Origin of the sequence: Amaricoccus sp., from assembly GCF_047602525.1 — a bacterium.
Classification (GTDB): Bacteria; Pseudomonadota; Alphaproteobacteria; order Rhodobacterales; family Rhodobacteraceae; genus Amaricoccus.
Map to the genome: position 1 here is coordinate 2,451,520 of NZ_JASGHB010000001.1, position 14,197 is coordinate 2,465,716.

17 protein-coding genes are annotated in these 14,197 nt (G+C 71.6%); 10 read left to right on the plus strand and 7 right to left on the minus strand.

Going from position 1 to position 14,197, the window contains the following annotated elements; translation table 11 throughout:
- Nucleotides 1-212 precede the first annotated feature (212 nt).
- From QM699_RS12590 to QM699_RS12620, 7 genes are all read left to right on the plus strand, one after another.
- A complete protein-coding gene (locus tag QM699_RS12590) occupies nucleotides 213-1,085 on the plus strand; it encodes a DMT family transporter (protein WP_415011445.1) in 873 nt (290 codons plus the stop codon).
- 288 nt (nucleotides 1,086-1,373) lie between these two features.
- Complete coding sequence (locus tag QM699_RS12595) at nucleotides 1,374-2,492, plus strand: iron-containing alcohol dehydrogenase (protein ID WP_415011446.1); 1,119 nt, start codon at nucleotides 1,374-1,376, stop codon at nucleotides 2,490-2,492.
- A 20-nt stretch (nucleotides 2,493-2,512) separates the two neighbouring features.
- Entirely contained in the window at nucleotides 2,513-3,271 is a 759-nt protein-coding gene (locus QM699_RS12600) for an SDR family NAD(P)-dependent oxidoreductase (protein WP_415011447.1), read from the plus strand.
- Between the two features lie 326 nt (nucleotides 3,272-3,597).
- The gene (locus tag QM699_RS12605; RefSeq protein WP_415011448.1) at nucleotides 3,598-5,148 is read left to right on the plus strand and encodes a S8 family serine peptidase; all 1,551 of its coding nucleotides are present in this window, start codon (nucleotides 3,598-3,600) and stop codon (nucleotides 5,146-5,148) included.
- A 9-nt stretch (nucleotides 5,149-5,157) separates the two neighbouring features.
- On the plus strand, nucleotides 5,158-5,484 hold the full coding sequence (locus QM699_RS12610; protein ID WP_415011449.1) for a hypothetical protein: 327 nt from the start codon (nucleotides 5,158-5,160) through the stop codon (nucleotides 5,482-5,484).
- A gap of 85 nt (nucleotides 5,485-5,569) precedes the next feature.
- Complete coding sequence (locus QM699_RS12615) at nucleotides 5,570-6,118, plus strand: hypothetical protein (protein WP_415011450.1); 549 nt, start codon at nucleotides 5,570-5,572, stop codon at nucleotides 6,116-6,118.
- Nucleotides 6,119-6,233: 115 nt separating this feature from the next.
- Nucleotides 6,234-6,404, plus strand: a complete 171-nt coding sequence (locus QM699_RS12620) for a hypothetical protein (RefSeq protein WP_415011451.1) — start codon at nucleotides 6,234-6,236, stop codon at nucleotides 6,402-6,404.
- Nucleotides 6,405-6,575: 171 nt separating this feature from the next.
- Here the strand turns inward: QM699_RS12620 and QM699_RS12625 are convergent, their stop codons facing one another.
- The 7 genes from QM699_RS12625 to QM699_RS12655 form a co-directional block, all read right to left on the minus strand.
- Entirely contained in the window at nucleotides 6,576-7,067 is a 492-nt protein-coding gene (locus tag QM699_RS12625) for a DUF2127 domain-containing protein (RefSeq protein ID WP_415011452.1), read from the minus strand.
- A gap of 10 nt (nucleotides 7,068-7,077) precedes the next feature.
- Nucleotides 7,078-7,584 (minus strand): xanthine phosphoribosyltransferase, encoded by a 507-nt coding sequence (gene gpt, locus QM699_RS12630; RefSeq protein ID WP_415011453.1) that lies wholly within the window; start codon nucleotides 7,582-7,584, stop codon nucleotides 7,078-7,080.
- A gap of 7 nt (nucleotides 7,585-7,591) precedes the next feature.
- On the minus strand, nucleotides 7,592-8,203 hold the full coding sequence (locus QM699_RS12635) for a LysE family translocator (protein WP_415011454.1): 612 nt from the start codon (nucleotides 8,201-8,203) through the stop codon (nucleotides 7,592-7,594).
- Nucleotides 8,200-9,030, minus strand: coding sequence for an enoyl-ACP reductase FabI (gene fabI / locus QM699_RS12640; protein WP_415011455.1), 831 nt, complete (start codon nucleotides 9,028-9,030; stop codon nucleotides 8,200-8,202). Before fabI ends, QM699_RS12635 begins: the two co-directional genes overlap by 4 nt.
- Nucleotides 9,031-9,106: 76 nt before the next feature.
- Nucleotides 9,107-10,273 carry an N-acetylglucosamine-6-phosphate deacetylase gene (gene nagA / locus QM699_RS12645; protein WP_415011456.1) on the minus strand — a complete coding sequence of 389 codons (1,167 nt, stop codon included), beginning with the start codon at nucleotides 10,271-10,273 and terminating at the stop codon, nucleotides 9,107-9,109.
- Entirely contained in the window at nucleotides 10,270-11,301 is a 1,032-nt protein-coding gene (locus tag QM699_RS12650) for an SIS domain-containing protein (protein ID WP_415011457.1), read from the minus strand. The genes nagA and QM699_RS12650 overlap by 4 nt, the downstream gene beginning before the upstream one ends.
- Nucleotides 11,298-12,167 carry a BadF/BadG/BcrA/BcrD ATPase family protein gene (locus tag QM699_RS12655; protein ID WP_415011458.1) on the minus strand — a complete coding sequence of 290 codons (870 nt, stop codon included), beginning with the start codon at nucleotides 12,165-12,167 and terminating at the stop codon, nucleotides 11,298-11,300. Before QM699_RS12655 ends, QM699_RS12650 begins: the two co-directional genes overlap by 4 nt.
- Before the next feature lie 103 nt (nucleotides 12,168-12,270).
- Here QM699_RS12655 and QM699_RS12660 point away from each other — a divergent pair, with 103 nt between their 5' ends.
- From QM699_RS12660 to QM699_RS12670, 3 genes are all read left to right on the plus strand, one after another.
- Nucleotides 12,271-13,530 carry an ABC transporter substrate-binding protein gene (locus QM699_RS12660; RefSeq protein WP_415011459.1) on the plus strand — a complete coding sequence of 420 codons (1,260 nt, stop codon included), beginning with the start codon at nucleotides 12,271-12,273 and terminating at the stop codon, nucleotides 13,528-13,530.
- A 99-nt stretch (nucleotides 13,531-13,629) separates the two neighbouring features.
- Nucleotides 13,630-13,839 carry a type II toxin-antitoxin system PrlF family antitoxin gene (locus QM699_RS12665; protein WP_415011460.1) on the plus strand — a complete coding sequence of 70 codons (210 nt, stop codon included), beginning with the start codon at nucleotides 13,630-13,632 and terminating at the stop codon, nucleotides 13,837-13,839.
- Nucleotides 13,826-14,182, plus strand: a complete 357-nt coding sequence (locus QM699_RS12670; RefSeq protein WP_415011461.1) for a type II toxin-antitoxin system PemK/MazF family toxin — start codon at nucleotides 13,826-13,828, stop codon at nucleotides 14,180-14,182. The genes QM699_RS12665 and QM699_RS12670 overlap by 14 nt, the downstream gene beginning before the upstream one ends.
- Nucleotides 14,183-14,197: the final 15 nt, after the last annotated feature.

Consider the following 14,197-nt stretch of genomic DNA (forward strand, 5'->3'; position numbering starts at 1 on the left):
AACGCCCCTTCTGCCGCCCATGCCCAGTGCTTTTTCTCGGCGAAAAGTACTCTCGGGGGTGAACTGGCCGCAGGCCAGGAGGGGGCGGAAAGCCCCCTCCGCAACGCCGCCCCCGCGCGCCACGCCCGCCCGCCCGCGACATTGCACGCGGGATCCATGGCCTGCCCGCGGGGCTCTTCCGTCCGCGGGCCACCGGGAGTATGCCGCTGCCCATGCAGCAGGCAAATCTCCTCAAGGCCGGCCTCTGGATGCTCGGCGCCATCGTCTCGTTCGTGGCGATGGCGGTCGCGGGCCGCACGATCCAGGTCGAGATGAACACCTTCGAGCTGATGCTCTACCGCTCGGGCATCGGCTTCGCCATCGTCCTCGTCGCACTCGCCGCCAGCCCCGCCGGGCTCGGCCAGATCCGCACCCGGCACGTCGGGCTGCACCTGAAACGCAACCTCTTCCACTATGCCGGCCAGAACCTCTGGTTCTTCGCGCTGACCCTCGTCCCGCTCAGCCAGCTGGTGGCGCTGGAGTTCACCAATCCGATCTGGGTCGCGCTGCTCGCGCCGATCCTGCTCGGCGAGCGGCTGACACGGACGCGCCTCCTTGGCGCGCTCCTCGGCTTCATCGGCGTGCTCGTCGTCGCCCAGCCCGGCAGCTCGACGCTCGGCCCCGGCCACGCCGCAGCCCTCGTCGCCGCCGTCTGCTTCGCGCTCAACACCATCTTCACCAAGCGGATCATGGCCCACGACAGCGTGCTTTGCGTCATGTTCTGGATGACGCTGATCCAGGGCCTGCTCAGCCTCGCCCTCTCGGCCCCGGGCGGCATCCCGCTTCCCTCCGCGCACCTGCTGCCGTGGATCGCCGTCGTCGGCGTGACCGGCCTCTCCGCCCACTACTCCCTTACCTCCGCCCTCGGCCACGCGCCGGCGACGATCGTCGCACCGATGGAATTCCTGCGCCTGCCGCTCATCACGGTGGTCGGATCGGTGGTCTACGGCGAGGACCTGCGCCTCTCGGTCTTCGTCGGCGCCGCGATCATCATCGTCGGCAACCTCGTCAACATGCGCGCCGAGACCCGCCGCACGCTGGCCTGAGCGGATGTGCGGACACGCCGCAGGCCGGGCCCATCCGGTCCCTTCGCGCCCGGTGCGTCGGTCTCCCGGGTGCACGACGGTCCCGCGCCGGACCTCCGCCATCGAATTTCGGACGGTGCCTGAGGACACATGCCACTCGCACGGCGCCGGCCCCGGCGCCCTCCCTTGACATTCCGCCGCCGAGCCGCAGCATCGCGGCCAGCCGGACGCGGAACCAATCCGCGCGATCAAGGGGGGACGTCCATGCGCCAGACCGACTGCGGGCCCGCCCGGGCGAGGCCCTGACCCGTGGCCCGCATCACCTACCTCACGGCCATCGACTTCGGCCCGGGCGAGATCGCCTCGCTCGCCCCGGCCTGCGCCGAGCTGGGCATCACCCGGCCGCTGCTCGTCTCCGACCGCGGCCTCGCCGCCACTGGCCTTCTGGACCGGGTGCAGCCGCTGATGCCGGCCGGCGCGCGCTTTCTCGACACGCCGCCAAACCCGACCGAGGCGGCGGTCCACGCCGCGCTGGCGCTCTACCGGGGCGACGGCTGCGACGGCATCGTGGCACTCGGCGGCGGCTCGCCCATCGACCTCGCCAAGGGCGTGGCGCTGCTCGCCACCCACGACGGCCCGCTCGAGGGCTACGCCGCGATCCTCGGCGGCATCGCGCGGATCGGGCCGGTGGCGCCGGTCATCGCCATTCCGACCACCGCGGGCACCGGCGCCGAGGTCGGGCGCGCCGCGCTGCTCAGCCTCGACGACGGCCGCAAGCTCGGCTTCATCAGCCCGCACCTGATCCCCCGGCGCGCGATCTGCGACCCCGAGCTGACCCTCGGCCTGCCCGCCGGGCTCACGGCCGCGACCGGGCTCGACGCGCTGTCGCACTGCATCGAGACCTACCTCTCGCCCCGGCTCAATCCGCCCGCCGAGGCGATCGGCCTCGATGGCGCCGGTCGGATCTGGGCCAGCCTCGAGACCGCCGTAGCAAGCCCGCGCGATCTTCCCGCCCGCACCGAGCTGATGATGGGTGCCCTCGAGGGCGGCCTCGCGTTCCAGAAGGGCCTCGGCGCCATCCACTCGCTCAGCCATGCCCTCGGCAGCCTCGGCGACCTGAAGCTGCACCATGGCACACTCAACGCCCTGCTCCTGCCGCCGGTGCTGCGCTTCAACGCCCCGGCGGCCGGGGAGAAGCTCGGCCGGCTGGCCGCGGCGATGGGGCTCGCCGCGGCAACCGACCTCGCCGAGGCCATCGCCGGGCTCAACCGACGCCTCGGCCTGCCCGCCGGTCTTGCCGCGCTCGGTGTCACTCCCGATCGGCTCGACCTGGTGATCGAGCGCGCCCTTGCCGACCACAGCCACGCCACCAACCCCCGCGAGGCCAGCGCGTCCGACTATCGCCGCCTGCTCGCCGAAGCCATGTAATCCAAGGACAGAGACTCCGAATGCCCGCGATCTACCCCGACCTGCGCGACAAGACCGTCATCGTCACCGGCGGCGCCTCCGGCATCGGCGCCGCGATCGTCGAAGCCTTTGCCGCGCAGGGCGCGCGGGTCGGCGTTCTCGACCTCGACGCGGAGGCCGGCACGGCACTCGTCGACCGGCTGGCCGGCGACGGCGCCACCGCACAGTTCGAGCCGGTCGACCTGCGCGACATCCCGGCGCTGCGCGCGGCCATCGTGGCGGTGCGCGCGGCGCTCGGCCCGATCGGCGTGCTGATCAACAACGCCGCCCGCGACGACCGCCACCCGACCGAGGAGGTCGAGCCCGACTATTTCGACGAGCGGATGGCCACGAACTTCCGCCACCAGTTCTTCGCCTCGCAGGCGGTGCTGCCCGACATGGTGGCGCTCGGCGGCGGCGCCGTCGTCTCGCTGTCCTCGATCGTGCCGATGGTCGGCATGGGCGGCATGCCGGTCTACTCGGCGGCGAAGTCGGCGGTGGTCGGCCTCGCCCGGTCGCTGGCGCGCGACTACGGCCGGCACAACGTGCGGGTGAACGTCATCGCTCCGGGCTGGATCATGACCGAGCGGCAGAAGACGCTCTGGCTCACCCCCGAGGCCGACGCGATGCGGGCCGAGCGCCAGTGCCTGCCCCGCCGTCTGGTGCCCGAGGACATCGCCCGGGTGGCGGTCTTTCTCGCGTCGGAGGACGCCTCGGGGATCACCGGCCAGACGCAGGTGGTGGACGGCGGCTGGCTCTAGCCGACCAAGAAGCCTCTGCGCCGGGCGGCGCGGCCCGGCCGCTCGCGCGACCCGACGGGTCTTCATACGGCCTTGAAACCTGGAGAGCAGACGTTTTCCGGCAACAGCCGGAGAACCGGAAAAGAAGACTCTGCGCGCACCGGCGCGCCCCTTCTCGCGGCAAAGGCCGCGTCCCGCGGCCTCCGCCCCGCGACCGTCGGAGGGACTCCCGCGACGGGCAAAGCTCTGGTACTCTTGCCCCCGCGCGCTATTGGTCGCGCCGTTTCGAGCCAAAGTCTTTAGTCCCGCGCCGGATCGGTCGCATCACCTTGGGGGAAGTCCGCAGAATGGCACGCAAGAGGCGCCCTGCCCCGGTCCCGCCGTCTCCGCGCCTGCCGCGACTGGTGTTCGCCCAGGCCTCGCCGCACTCGATCGGCGGGCGGTCGCTGTTCGACGCGGACAGCGGGCCCGACGCTACGACGGTCGACGACTTCCGCTCCGAGGCCCGGATCTACGACCGCGCCGTCGACGAGCTGAGGCGCGCCGGCTTCACCGTGCTGCGCGCTGACCCGGAGCGGCTGTCGGTGAATTTCGCCGGCCCGCCGAGCCTCTTCGCCGCCGCCTTCGGTGCGCCGCTCTTCGCGGAGGAACGCGAGGTCATCAAGCCCGGGCAGGTGCATACCACCGCGACCTTCCTCGACTGCCGCAACGCCCGGCGCCGCGGCCTCGTCGCCACCGCGCGCAGCCGCTTCGGCCAGGCGATCGAGGGTGTCGCGATCGAGGCGCCGCGCTTCCTGATGGGCCGGCCCAGCGCCGTGGCGCCGACGGTCGACTACTGGCATCTCGACGTGCCGGACGGCGTGGCGCTGGCCAGCCGCGCCACCCTCGCCCACCGCGCCGGGATCACCGGCCGCGGCATCCGCGTCGCCATGGTCGACACCGGCCATCAGGCGCATCCGTTCTTCGAGCGGCACGGCTACCGCGTGGCGCCCGTCGTCCTCGGCCCCGGCGCCACCGACCCGGCGCGCGACACTGACGGCCACGGCACCGCCGAGAGCGCGAACATCTTCGCCGTCGCCCCGGATGTCGAGCTGCTGCCGGTCAAGATGTCGACGGTGAACACCGCCGCCGCCTTCAACGTGGCGGTCAGCCTGCGGCCGCATGTCATCTCGCTGAGCTGGGGCGGCAACCTCAAGCCGCCCGCTACCCTCGAGGCGCCGGACCTGACCCTCGCCGCCGCCATCGCGGCCGCCGTGCGCGCCGGGATCGTCGTCGTGGTCTCCTCCGGCAACGGCGAGTTCGGCTTCCCCGGAATGCACCCGGACGTGATTTCGGCCGGCGGGGTCTTCATGAACCGCGACGGCCGGCTGCGGGCGTCGGACTATTCCAGCGGCTTCGACGCCGGCTATGTCTATCCGCACCGGCACGTCCCCGATCTCTGCGGCCTCGTCGGCCAGCTGCCCAAGGCCGCGTACATCCTGCTGCCGATGCCGAAGGGCTGCCGCATCGACGACATCCGCGGCGGCGGCCGGCATCCCTATGCCGACCAGACCGGCAGCCACGACGGCTGGGCGGCGATGAGCGGCACCTCGGCCGCGGCGCCGCAGCTCGCCGGTGCGGCCGCCCTGCTGCTGCAGGCCTGCCCGAGCCTGACGCCGCACGACGTGCGGGCGATCCTCGTCGGCACTGCCCGCGATGTGCACCGGGGCCGCTGCCATCCCAATCAGGACAACAAGGCCCGCCGCGGCCGCGATCTCGCCACGGGCGCGGGCCTCGTGGACGCCGGCCGGGCCGTGATGGTGGCGAAATTCCGCGGCCTCGGCTCCCCGGGATCGCCGCCGCTGACGCCCGGCGAGGCGGCCCGCCTCGCCGACATGCTGAGCGGACCGGGCAGCTAGGGGACGCGCATGAGAGGGACACTCCCCAAGGTGATCTCGGCGCAGGTGCTCGTCGCCGGCAACGGCGACGGCACCCGGCCCGAGCGCCTGCGCACCGCCTGGCGCGAGGCGGGCTTCGAGGCCGGGCCGGTGGTCGGGGGCACCTTCTCGGTGGCCGCGACGCCGGCGCGGTTCATGGAGGTGTTCGGCGGGAAGCTGACCGCCGACGCGGAGGGCGGGGTTCTCGCCGGGAGCGAGCGGGCCCTGCCGCTCGACCAGTTGCCCCGGGCGCTGCGCGAGGGGGTGAGCCTCGTCGCTTTCGGCCGGCCCCCGAGCTTCGGCCCGCGGCGGCGCTGACCCCGCCGGCACCGCCAGATCGGCCGCCCCGTGCGGGCTACCGTGCGCGGCGATCAGCAGCTATCGTCAGGGTGCAGGAGGAGCCATGCCGCGCCATACCCAGACGCTCGACGCCCGGATGCCCGTTGCCCGGATGACCGTTGCCCGGATGACCGTTGCCCGGATGCCCGAGACCGGCGTCAGTGCCGCGCTCCGCCCCGCAGCCCGCCGTCGCCAGCAACTCGGCCGGCTCGCGCTCGTCGCGCTCGCCATCCTGCCGGCCGGATGCTCGTGGGTCGGGCTGCCCAGCCCGGCGCTGCCCGGCTCCGGCAACAAGGGGATGGAGGAGCTGCTGCGCGATCGCGTCTGGCTCAACCAGTCGCCCGACGTGCCGCCCGGCACGCTGCGCGCCTTTCTCTCCGACGGGACCCTGGTGATGACCAGTTGCGTCGAGACCTATCGCCTCGCGCCCTGGCGCTGGGTGTCCGGGGCGCGCATCGTCTGGGAGGAGGACGGCACGAACGTCGGGGCGGAGGTCGTGGTCGTCAGCAAGGACACCCTCGGGCTCGCCATCGACCTCGCCGACGGCACCACCGAGACCCACACCTTCAAGGCCGCCCAGTCGCCCGTCGTCTGTCCCGACCTGCCGCGCTGAGCCGAGCAGGCCGGCGGGCGCATCGGCCCGCCCCTCCAGCGCGACGAGCCGCGCGGTGCGGCGGGCGAGTTGCGCCTGATACGCCTCGAAGCGCGGCCGCTGCAGCCGGAACGCGATGACCCAGACCGCCACTTCGGCGACCATCACCTGCCAGACGGCGGGATCGGCCGGCACCGCCGGCAGGAACAGCGCGAGCATGGGCAGCGACGCAAGCAGGACAGCGAGCATCGAGATCGTTTCCGGCGCCACAGCGCGCCAGCCGAACTCCGCCGCGGTCTCGGCCTGAAGCCGGTCGAGCTTCTTCCGGTAGCCGGCGATGCAGGCCGCCGCCGTCGCGTCGCTCGCAGTTTGCAGTCGGGGCATCGGGGGGCTCCCGGTCAGGCTTCAGCTGCCCGGATCCAACCCCCGCATGCTTAAGAACCGGTTTCAACTCCCGGTAAAATAGTTCTCATCAACCTTAGGTTGTGTGTCTTGGCGGCAACCGTCGCCACTCGCGCCAGATCAGCGCGACGAGAATCGAATCAAAGATGCTGAGCGCCAGCAGGCCGAGCCCGAAGGTCAGGCTGAAACGCCACATCTGATAGGCGACGAACATCGACATCACGACGATCGACGTCGGATAGGCCCAGCGCTTGCGGCGGAACAGGCCGAGGACCAGCGACAGCTTCACCATGCCGTGCGCGAACAGGTAGACGGCGAAAAACTTCTCCGCCTGTACCGAGAAGCTCTGCGCCGCGTGCAGCAGAGTCGTCGCCAGCCAGTCGGTGTGGTCGCCCGGACGCACCGCGTTGATCCGGGCGATCAGCCGCAGGATCGGCGTCGGCCCGATCAGCCAGAGCAGCAGGCCGGCACTCGCCTCGAGCAGGGCGAACGCGCCCTTGAGCAGGATCGCCCCTTCGAAGGTCTCGTGCGCCAGCCGCTCGAACCGCTCGTGGGCCTCCTGGTCCAACGGCGTCGCGCTACTCGCCACGGAACGGCCGCACGTACTGGAGCGCCATGTCCCATGGGAAGAAGATCCAGGTGTCCTGGCTCACCTCGGTGATGTAGGTGTCGACCATCTCCCGGCCGTGCGGCTTGGCATAGACCGTGGCGAAGTGCGCCTTCGGATACATCCGGCGCACCAGCTCCAGCGTCTTGCCGCTGTCGACCAGATCGTCGATCACGAGGATGCCGGTGCCATCGCCCATCAGCCCCTCGTCAGGCGCCTTCAGCACGGTCATCTCGCCGGTCTGCTTCTGCCAGTCGTAGGACTTGACGCTGATCGTGTCGATGGTGCGCACGTCGAGCTCGCGGGCAATGATCATCGCCGGCGCCATGCCGCCGCGCGTGATGGCGACGATCGCCTTCCACTCGCCCCCCTCGCCCGGCCCCTGCTTGTCGAGGCGCCAGGCCAGCGCCCGGCTGTCCCGGTGGATCTGGTCCCAGGAGACGTGAAAGCCCTTCTCGTGCGGCAGCCGGTCGTTCATCCCACCCTCAGGTCATGGCGATCTTGAGCCCGAGGAGCGCGAGCAGCCCCCCGAAGGCCCGGTCTATCCCGCTCTTCATCCGCAGATACCCCGCCCGGGTCCGCTCGAGCGAGAAGATGCGGGCGACGAAGGTGTTCCACAGCGTCTCGTTCAGGAACACCACCAGGAGCAGCGCGCCGATCACCCATCCGGGCGTGCCCGGCGGCACGGTGCCGACGAAGATCGCCGAGAACATCACCGCGGGCTTCGGGTTGGCGAGCTGGGTCAGGAGGCCGAGGCGGAACGCCGAGAGCGCGCTGCGCGGCAGCCGGGCGCCAGTGTCGGCGATCGGCGCGTCGGCGTTCTTCCAGAGATGCCACGCGGTCCAGAGGAGATAGGCCGCGCCGGCGATCTTCAGGGCGACGAACAGCGTCGGCGCCAGCTTGAAGACGATGGCGAGGCCGAAGAGCGCGGCCGAGGCCCAGACCACCGCGCCCGCGCCGATGCCGATCGCGAGGAAGGCGCCGGTGCGCATCCCCTCGGTCACGCCGGTGCGCGCGGCCATCAGCACGGCCGGGCCGGGGCTGACCGCGGCCATGAGGCTCAGGAGCGCGATGGCGAGAAAGGCCGCGGGGCTCACGATGCGTCCTTGCGGCCGGACACGACGTCGATGTCGGGCGCGTCCTCGGCCTTCATGCCGACGATGTGATAGCCTGCATCGACGTGGTGCGTCTCGCCGGTGACGCCGGAGGAGAGGTCGGACAGCAGGTAGAGCGCGGACTTGCCCACGTCGGCCTGGGTCACGTTGCGCCGCAGCGGCGAGTTCAGCTCGTTCCACTTCATGATGTAGCGGAAATCGCCGATGCCGGACGCCGCGAGCGTCTTGATCGGGCCGGCGGACAGCGAGTTCACCCGGATGCCCCGGGGACCGAGGTCCATCGCCATGTACTTGACCGACGCCTCGAGCGCGGCCTTGGCCACGCCCATGACGTTGTAGTGCGGCATGACCTTCTCGGCGCCGTAGTAGGTGAGCGTGAGGAGCGAGCCGCCCTCGGGCATGAGCTTCGCCGCCCGCTGCGCCGCGGCGGTGAAGCTGTATACCGAGATCAGCATGGTCTGCTGGAAGTTCGCGGCCGTCGTCATGTCGGTGTACGACCCGCGCAGCTCGTTCTTGTCCGAGAAGCCGATGGCGTGGACGAGGAAGTCGAGCTTGCCCCAGGTCTCCGCCACCGTGGCGAAGGCCGCGTCCATCGAGGCCTCGTCGCTGACGTCGCAGGGAATCACGATGTCCGAGCCGACGCTGGCGGCCAGCGGCTGCACGCGCTTGCCCAGAGCCTCGCCCTGATAGGTGAAGCCGAGCTCGGCGCCGGCATCGTGGCAGGCCTTTGCGATGCCCCAGGCGATGGACTTGTCGTTGGCAACCCCCATGACAAGGCCGCGCTTGCCGCTCATCAGTCCGCTTGCCATGCTCTAACCCCCCGGGCGTTTGGCCCTTTTCTCTAAGGGAAAGCCCCCGGCGCTTCAAGCGCGCGGGGACTCGCATTCAGACCCGCGTGCCGCCCCGCCACACCCCCGTGAGGCCGAGCCCGGCGTCGAGATGCACGAGATCGGCCGGGCTGCCCGGACCGAGCCGGCCGAGGTCGGGCCGCCCGAGCGCGAGGGCGGGGGCGACGGTCGCCATGCGCAGCGCCTGACCCAGCGTCAGGCCGACCGCGCCGGTCAGCACGCGCAGCGCGCCCGCCATGTCGACATCGGCGCCCGCGAGCGTCCCGTCGGCGAGGGTCAGGCGGCCGTCGCGGCGGTGGATGGTCCGGCCGTTCAGCGTGAAGCACGTGGCATCCGTGCCGGCGACCGCCATCGCGTCCGTGACGACGAAGACCGTGTCCGCGCCCGGCTTCGCCGCCAGCGCGACGCGGATCGTCAGGGGATCGACGTGGATGCCGTCGGCGATGAGCCCGGCGCGCACCTCGCCCGAGTCGAGCGCGGCGCCGGCGAGGCCCGGCGCGCGGGATCCGAACTGGCTCATGGCGTTGAAGATGTGGGTGACGAGCCGGGCGCCGGCGCCGAAGCTCGCCTGCGCGCCGGCCGCCGGCGTGTCGCTGTGGCCGAGGCTGACGATCGCGCCGGCCGCGGCCAGCGCGGCGACCTGCTGCGGGTCGACCGCCTCCGGCGCCACGGTGACGAGCAGGGCCGGCAGCCGGGCGGCGGCGGCGCGCAGCGTGTCGAGATCGTCCGCGGTCATCGGCCGGATCAGGCGGCCATCGTGCGCGCCCTTGCGCCGTGGGTCGAGGTGCGGGCCTTCGAGGTGCAGGCCGAGAAAGCCCGGGACCTCCGCCTCCGCCGCGGCGATCCCCGCCGCAATCGCCGCGCGGGTGGTCTCGGGCGTGTCGGTGATGAGCGTCGGCAGGAGCCCCAGCGTGCCGAGACGGGCATGTGTCGCGCAGATCGCGCGGATGCCGTCGAGCGTGGGCGCGTCGTTCAGCAGCAGGCCGCCGCCACCGTTCACCTGCAGGTCGATGAAGCCCGGCGCCAGGGTGCCGCCGGCGAGCAGCACCCGCTCGCCACGCGGCGCCTCGTCGGGCGGCACGATGGCCGCCACCCGGCCGTCCTCGACCACCAGCGCGGCCGTGGCGTGCAGCCGGTCGCCGTCGAAGATCGCGGCGCCCTCGAAGACGGTCACGCCGCTCCCGGCCTGCATCGCGGCGCTCATCGCGTCTCCGTCACCTTGCGCAGGTACGGCGGCGTGTCGGGGTTGAAGCCGCGCCGCCGGGCCAGCGCCTCGATGAAGCGATAGAACGACACGGCGGCCACGAGCGGCGCGGTCAGCGGGTGGACGTCCGCGACCGAGGGCAGCGGCACCACCGGCGGGGCGGCGCCCGGCGCGGTCAGGAACACGTCCGCCCCCTGCCCCGCCAGCCGCTCGGCGGTGGCGACGACCTGCGGCAGCGCCGCGTCGGCGACGCCGAGCGCGAGGACGGGAAAGCCCGCCTGCACCAGCGCGGCGGGGCCGTGCAGCACCTCGGCGGCGGAATACGCCTCGGCGTGGATGGCACAGGTCTCCTTGAACTTCAGCGCCATCTCGGCCGCGATGGCAAATCCCGGGCCACGGCCCAGGACGAACGCCTGCGACGCGCGCACCAGCCGGTCGGCGAGCGGCGTCCAGTCGCAGGCCAGCGCCCGGTCGAACTGCAGCGGCAGCGCGGCGATGGCGGCGCGCAGGCCGTCGTCCTGCCGCCACTCGGCGACGAGGGCGAGTGCCGCGACCACCGAGACGACGAAGGTCTTGGTGGCGGCGACGGACAGCTCGGGCCCGGCATGGAGCGCGAGCGTATGGTCGCAGGCCATGGCCATCGGGCCATCGGCGGTGTTGGTGACGGCAACCGTGAGGGCACCGCCGTCCCGCGCGCTCTCCATCATCATCACGATGTCCGGGCTGCGGCCCGACTGCGAGATGCCGAGGCAGACCGCGCCGTCGAGACGCAGCCGGCGGCCGTAGACCGAGGCGACCGACGGCCCGACCGAGGCGACGGGGATGCCGGCCGTCATCTCCACCGCGTACTTCAGGTAGGTCGCCGCGTGGTCGGACGAGCCGCGGGCGACGGTGACGACGAGCCGCGGATCGGACGCGCGCATCGCGGCCCCGGCGGCGGCGGTTGCGTCGGCAGCCTCGGTCAGGAAGCACGCGGCCGCCGCGGGGATCTCGGCGACCTCGGCCGACATGTGGGTGGGGCGCGTCATGCGGCTGGATCCTGTACGAGATCCCGCGCCATCGCGAGCGCCCCGTCGAGGGCGCTGCCCTTGGCCGGGCGCACCAGCGTGGGATAGCGGTGGCCGAGGCGGGCGGCGAAGGTCGCGCCGAGACCGCCGGAAAAGATGATCGGGATGGCGCCGTCCGCCTCGAGATGGTCGAGCGCCCGGGCGATCGCCGCATCCGCGTCGGCGAGAATGCGGTCGGCAGCCGGGTCGCCGGCGGCGGCGAGCACCCGCGGCGCCGCCCGGGCGAAGTCGGCCGGGCCGGCGCGGCGGGCAAAGGCGACGATGGCGTCGGGCGAGCGCATCTCGCGCAGGATGCCGGCAAGCAGCGGGGTCTGCGCGATGAAGCCGTCGTGGGCGAGCAGCGCCGCCTCGTAGAGGTCGCGGCCCATGCGGGCGCCCGAGCCATGGTCGCCGAGGATGAGGCCCCATCCGCCCGCGAGCCGCACCCGGCCGCCCCGCTGCGTGCCGTAGATCGCGCCGGTGCCGATGGCCGCGACGATGCCGTCCTCGACGCCGAGCGCGCCCTTCACCGCGACGGTCACGTCGTTCTCGACCCGGGCGCTCGCAAATGGCAGGCGGGCGCGAAACGCCACCGCCGCCTCCGCGACGTTCGCGCCGGCAAGCCCGAGCACGGCGACCAGCCGGCCGAGGTCATCGCCTTCTCCCGCCGCGGCCATCGCGCCCCAGGCGGCGGCGAGCACGCTCGCGAACGCCGTGTCGGGGTCGCTCACCACATTCGCCGGCCCACCCTTGCCCTCGCCGAGAATCCGTCCCGCGGCATCGGCGACCGCCGCCCGGCAGCCGGAGCCGCCACCATCGATTCCAAGGAAGAGCGCATCACGGGTCATTCCGCGACAAGACACCGATCCGGGGCCGGATGGAAAGAGGCGCATGCTCTCGACTGCGCGATGAGCCGGCGCTACGCTCCCGCGAAGCAGGGAGAAAAAACACATGCGCATCGCACTGAAGGGCTTCCTCCTCGGGACCACGCTGCTCGCGGGCGGCGCGGCCTTCGCGCAGGACACGACGCTGACGATCGAGAGCTGGCGCAACGATGATCTGGCGATCTGGCAGGACAAGATCATCCCGGCCTTCGAGGCGTCGCATCCGGGCATCAAGGTGACGTTCTCGCCGTCGGCGCCGACCGAATACAACGCCGCGTTGAACTCGAAGCTCGACGCAGGGTCCGCCGGCGATCTCATCACCTGCCGGCCGTTCGACGCCAGCCTCGAGCTCTTCAGCAAGGGCAAGCTCACGGACCTGACCGGGCTGAAGGCGATGGCGAACTTCTCCGACATCGCCAAGGCCGCGTGGTCGACCGACGACGGCAAGCAGACGTTCTGCGTGCCGATGGCGAGCGTGATCCACGGCTTCATCTACAACAAGGCCGCCTTCGCCGAGGTGGGGGTGGAGCCGCCGAAGACCGAGGCCGAGTTCTTCGCGGTGCTGCAGAAGATCAAGGACAACGGCACGTACATCCCGATGGCGATGGGCACCAACGACCAGTGGGAAGCCGCGACGATGGGCTACCAGAACATCGGGCCGAACTACTGGAAGGGCGAGGAGGGGCGGCTCGCGCTGCTCAAGGGCACCCAGAAGCTGACGGATGACGACTGGGTGCAGCCGTTCCGCGAGATCGCGAAGTGGAAGGACTACCTCGGCGACGGCTTCGAGGCGCAGACCTATCCCGACAGCCAGAACCTGTTCACGCTCGGGCGTGCCGCGATCTACCCGGCGGGCAGCTGGGAGATTTCGCCGTTCCGGGCGCAGATCGGCAACGGCTTCGAGATGGGCGCCTTCCCGCCGCCGGTGCCGACGGAGGGCGACCAGTGCTATATCTCCGATCATCCCGACATCGCGCTCGGGCTCAACGCAGCGTCGAAGAATGCCGACGCGGCGAAGCAGTTCCTCGAATGGGTGGGCAGCCCGGAGTTCGCCACGCTCTACGGCAACGCGCTGCCGGGGTTCTTCCCGCTGCAGAAGGACGCGGTGACGATCGAGGATCCGCTGGCGCAGGAGTTCCTGAGCTGGCGCAAGACCTGCGAGTCGACGATCCGCTCGACCTACCAGATCCTGTCGCGCGGCACGCCGAACCTCGAGAACGAGACCTGGAACGCCGCCGCCAACGTGATCCGCGGCACCGAGACGCCGGAGGCCGCGGCGAAGCGGCTGCAGGAGGGGCTCGACAGCTGGTTCAAGCCGGCGGAGTGAGGGCGTGAACGCTTGCTGGCCGGCCTCGCCCGATGGTTCGGGCGGGGCTTTACTTGAGTAAGGAATATCCTTACATTCAAGCCTGAGCAGGAGCGGGCCATGATCCAGAGCCGTATCACCAGTAAGGCACAGACGACGATCCCTGCTCCGGTGCGCAAGGCGCTGGGACTTCGCGAGGGCGACCTCGTGACCTACCGGATCGAGGAGGGGCAGGTCGTCATATCGCGCGCCGAGCCGATCGACGACCCGTTCGTGACGTTTACCGAGTGGGACAGCCCGGAAGACACCGAGGGCTATGCCAACCTTTGACTCGCCTCCGGGCACGGTGATCAGCGTACCATTCCCGCACACCAATGCCGAGACGCGGCAGCGCCGGCCCGCCCTCGTCATTGCCGAGACCGGCCCGGAGCAGGCGCCCTTCCTGCTCTGGGCGCTGATGATTACATCCGCGACGCACCGGCGATGGAAAGGCGACGTGGAGATACCCGATCCTGCCGCCGTGGGCCTGATGATCCCGTCGGTGATCCGCACAGCGAAAGTCGCAACGGTTGAGATCGCCCGCGCCGACCGGCTTGGCAGCGTCGGCCCGGAAACGCTTGCCGCAGTGCGTGACGAAATCGGCCGATGGCTTATCGCCGGCCACACGGCATGACGGAGGCCGGGACCG

Excerpts from the sequence above, each read along its gene's own strand:
- QM699_RS12605 (WP_415011448.1), top strand. The coding sequence starts at position 3,598 with ATGGCACGCAAGAGGCGCCCTGCCCCGGTCCCGCCGTCTCCGCGCCTG.
- QM699_RS12650 (WP_415011457.1), bottom strand. The coding sequence starts at position 11,301 with ATGACGCGCCCCACCCACATGTCGGCCGAGGTCGCCGAGATCCCCGCG.
- QM699_RS12670 (WP_415011461.1), top strand. The coding sequence starts at position 13,826 with ATGCCAACCTTTGACTCGCCTCCGGGCACGGTGATCAGCGTACCATTC.
- QM699_RS12590 (WP_415011445.1), top strand. The coding sequence starts at position 213 with ATGCAGCAGGCAAATCTCCTCAAGGCCGGCCTCTGGATGCTCGGCGCC.
- nagA (WP_415011456.1), bottom strand. The coding sequence starts at position 10,273 with ATGAGCGCCGCGATGCAGGCCGGGAGCGGCGTGACCGTCTTCGAGGGC.
- fabI (WP_415011455.1), bottom strand. The coding sequence starts at position 9,030 with ATGGCAAGCGGACTGATGAGCGGCAAGCGCGGCCTTGTCATGGGGGTT.
- QM699_RS12615 (WP_415011450.1), top strand. The coding sequence starts at position 5,570 with ATGCCGCGCCATACCCAGACGCTCGACGCCCGGATGCCCGTTGCCCGG.
- QM699_RS12620 (WP_415011451.1), top strand. The coding sequence starts at position 6,234 with ATGACCCAGACCGCCACTTCGGCGACCATCACCTGCCAGACGGCGGGA.
- QM699_RS12600 (WP_415011447.1), top strand. The coding sequence starts at position 2,513 with ATGCCCGCGATCTACCCCGACCTGCGCGACAAGACCGTCATCGTCACC.
- QM699_RS12660 (WP_415011459.1), top strand. The coding sequence starts at position 12,271 with ATGCGCATCGCACTGAAGGGCTTCCTCCTCGGGACCACGCTGCTCGCG.
- QM699_RS12655 (WP_415011458.1), bottom strand. The coding sequence starts at position 12,167 with ATGACCCGTGATGCGCTCTTCCTTGGAATCGATGGTGGCGGCTCCGGC.
- QM699_RS12665 (WP_415011460.1), top strand. The coding sequence starts at position 13,630 with ATGATCCAGAGCCGTATCACCAGTAAGGCACAGACGACGATCCCTGCT.
- gpt (WP_415011453.1), bottom strand. The coding sequence starts at position 7,584 with ATGAACGACCGGCTGCCGCACGAGAAGGGCTTTCACGTCTCCTGGGAC.
- QM699_RS12610 (WP_415011449.1), top strand. The coding sequence starts at position 5,158 with ATGAGAGGGACACTCCCCAAGGTGATCTCGGCGCAGGTGCTCGTCGCC.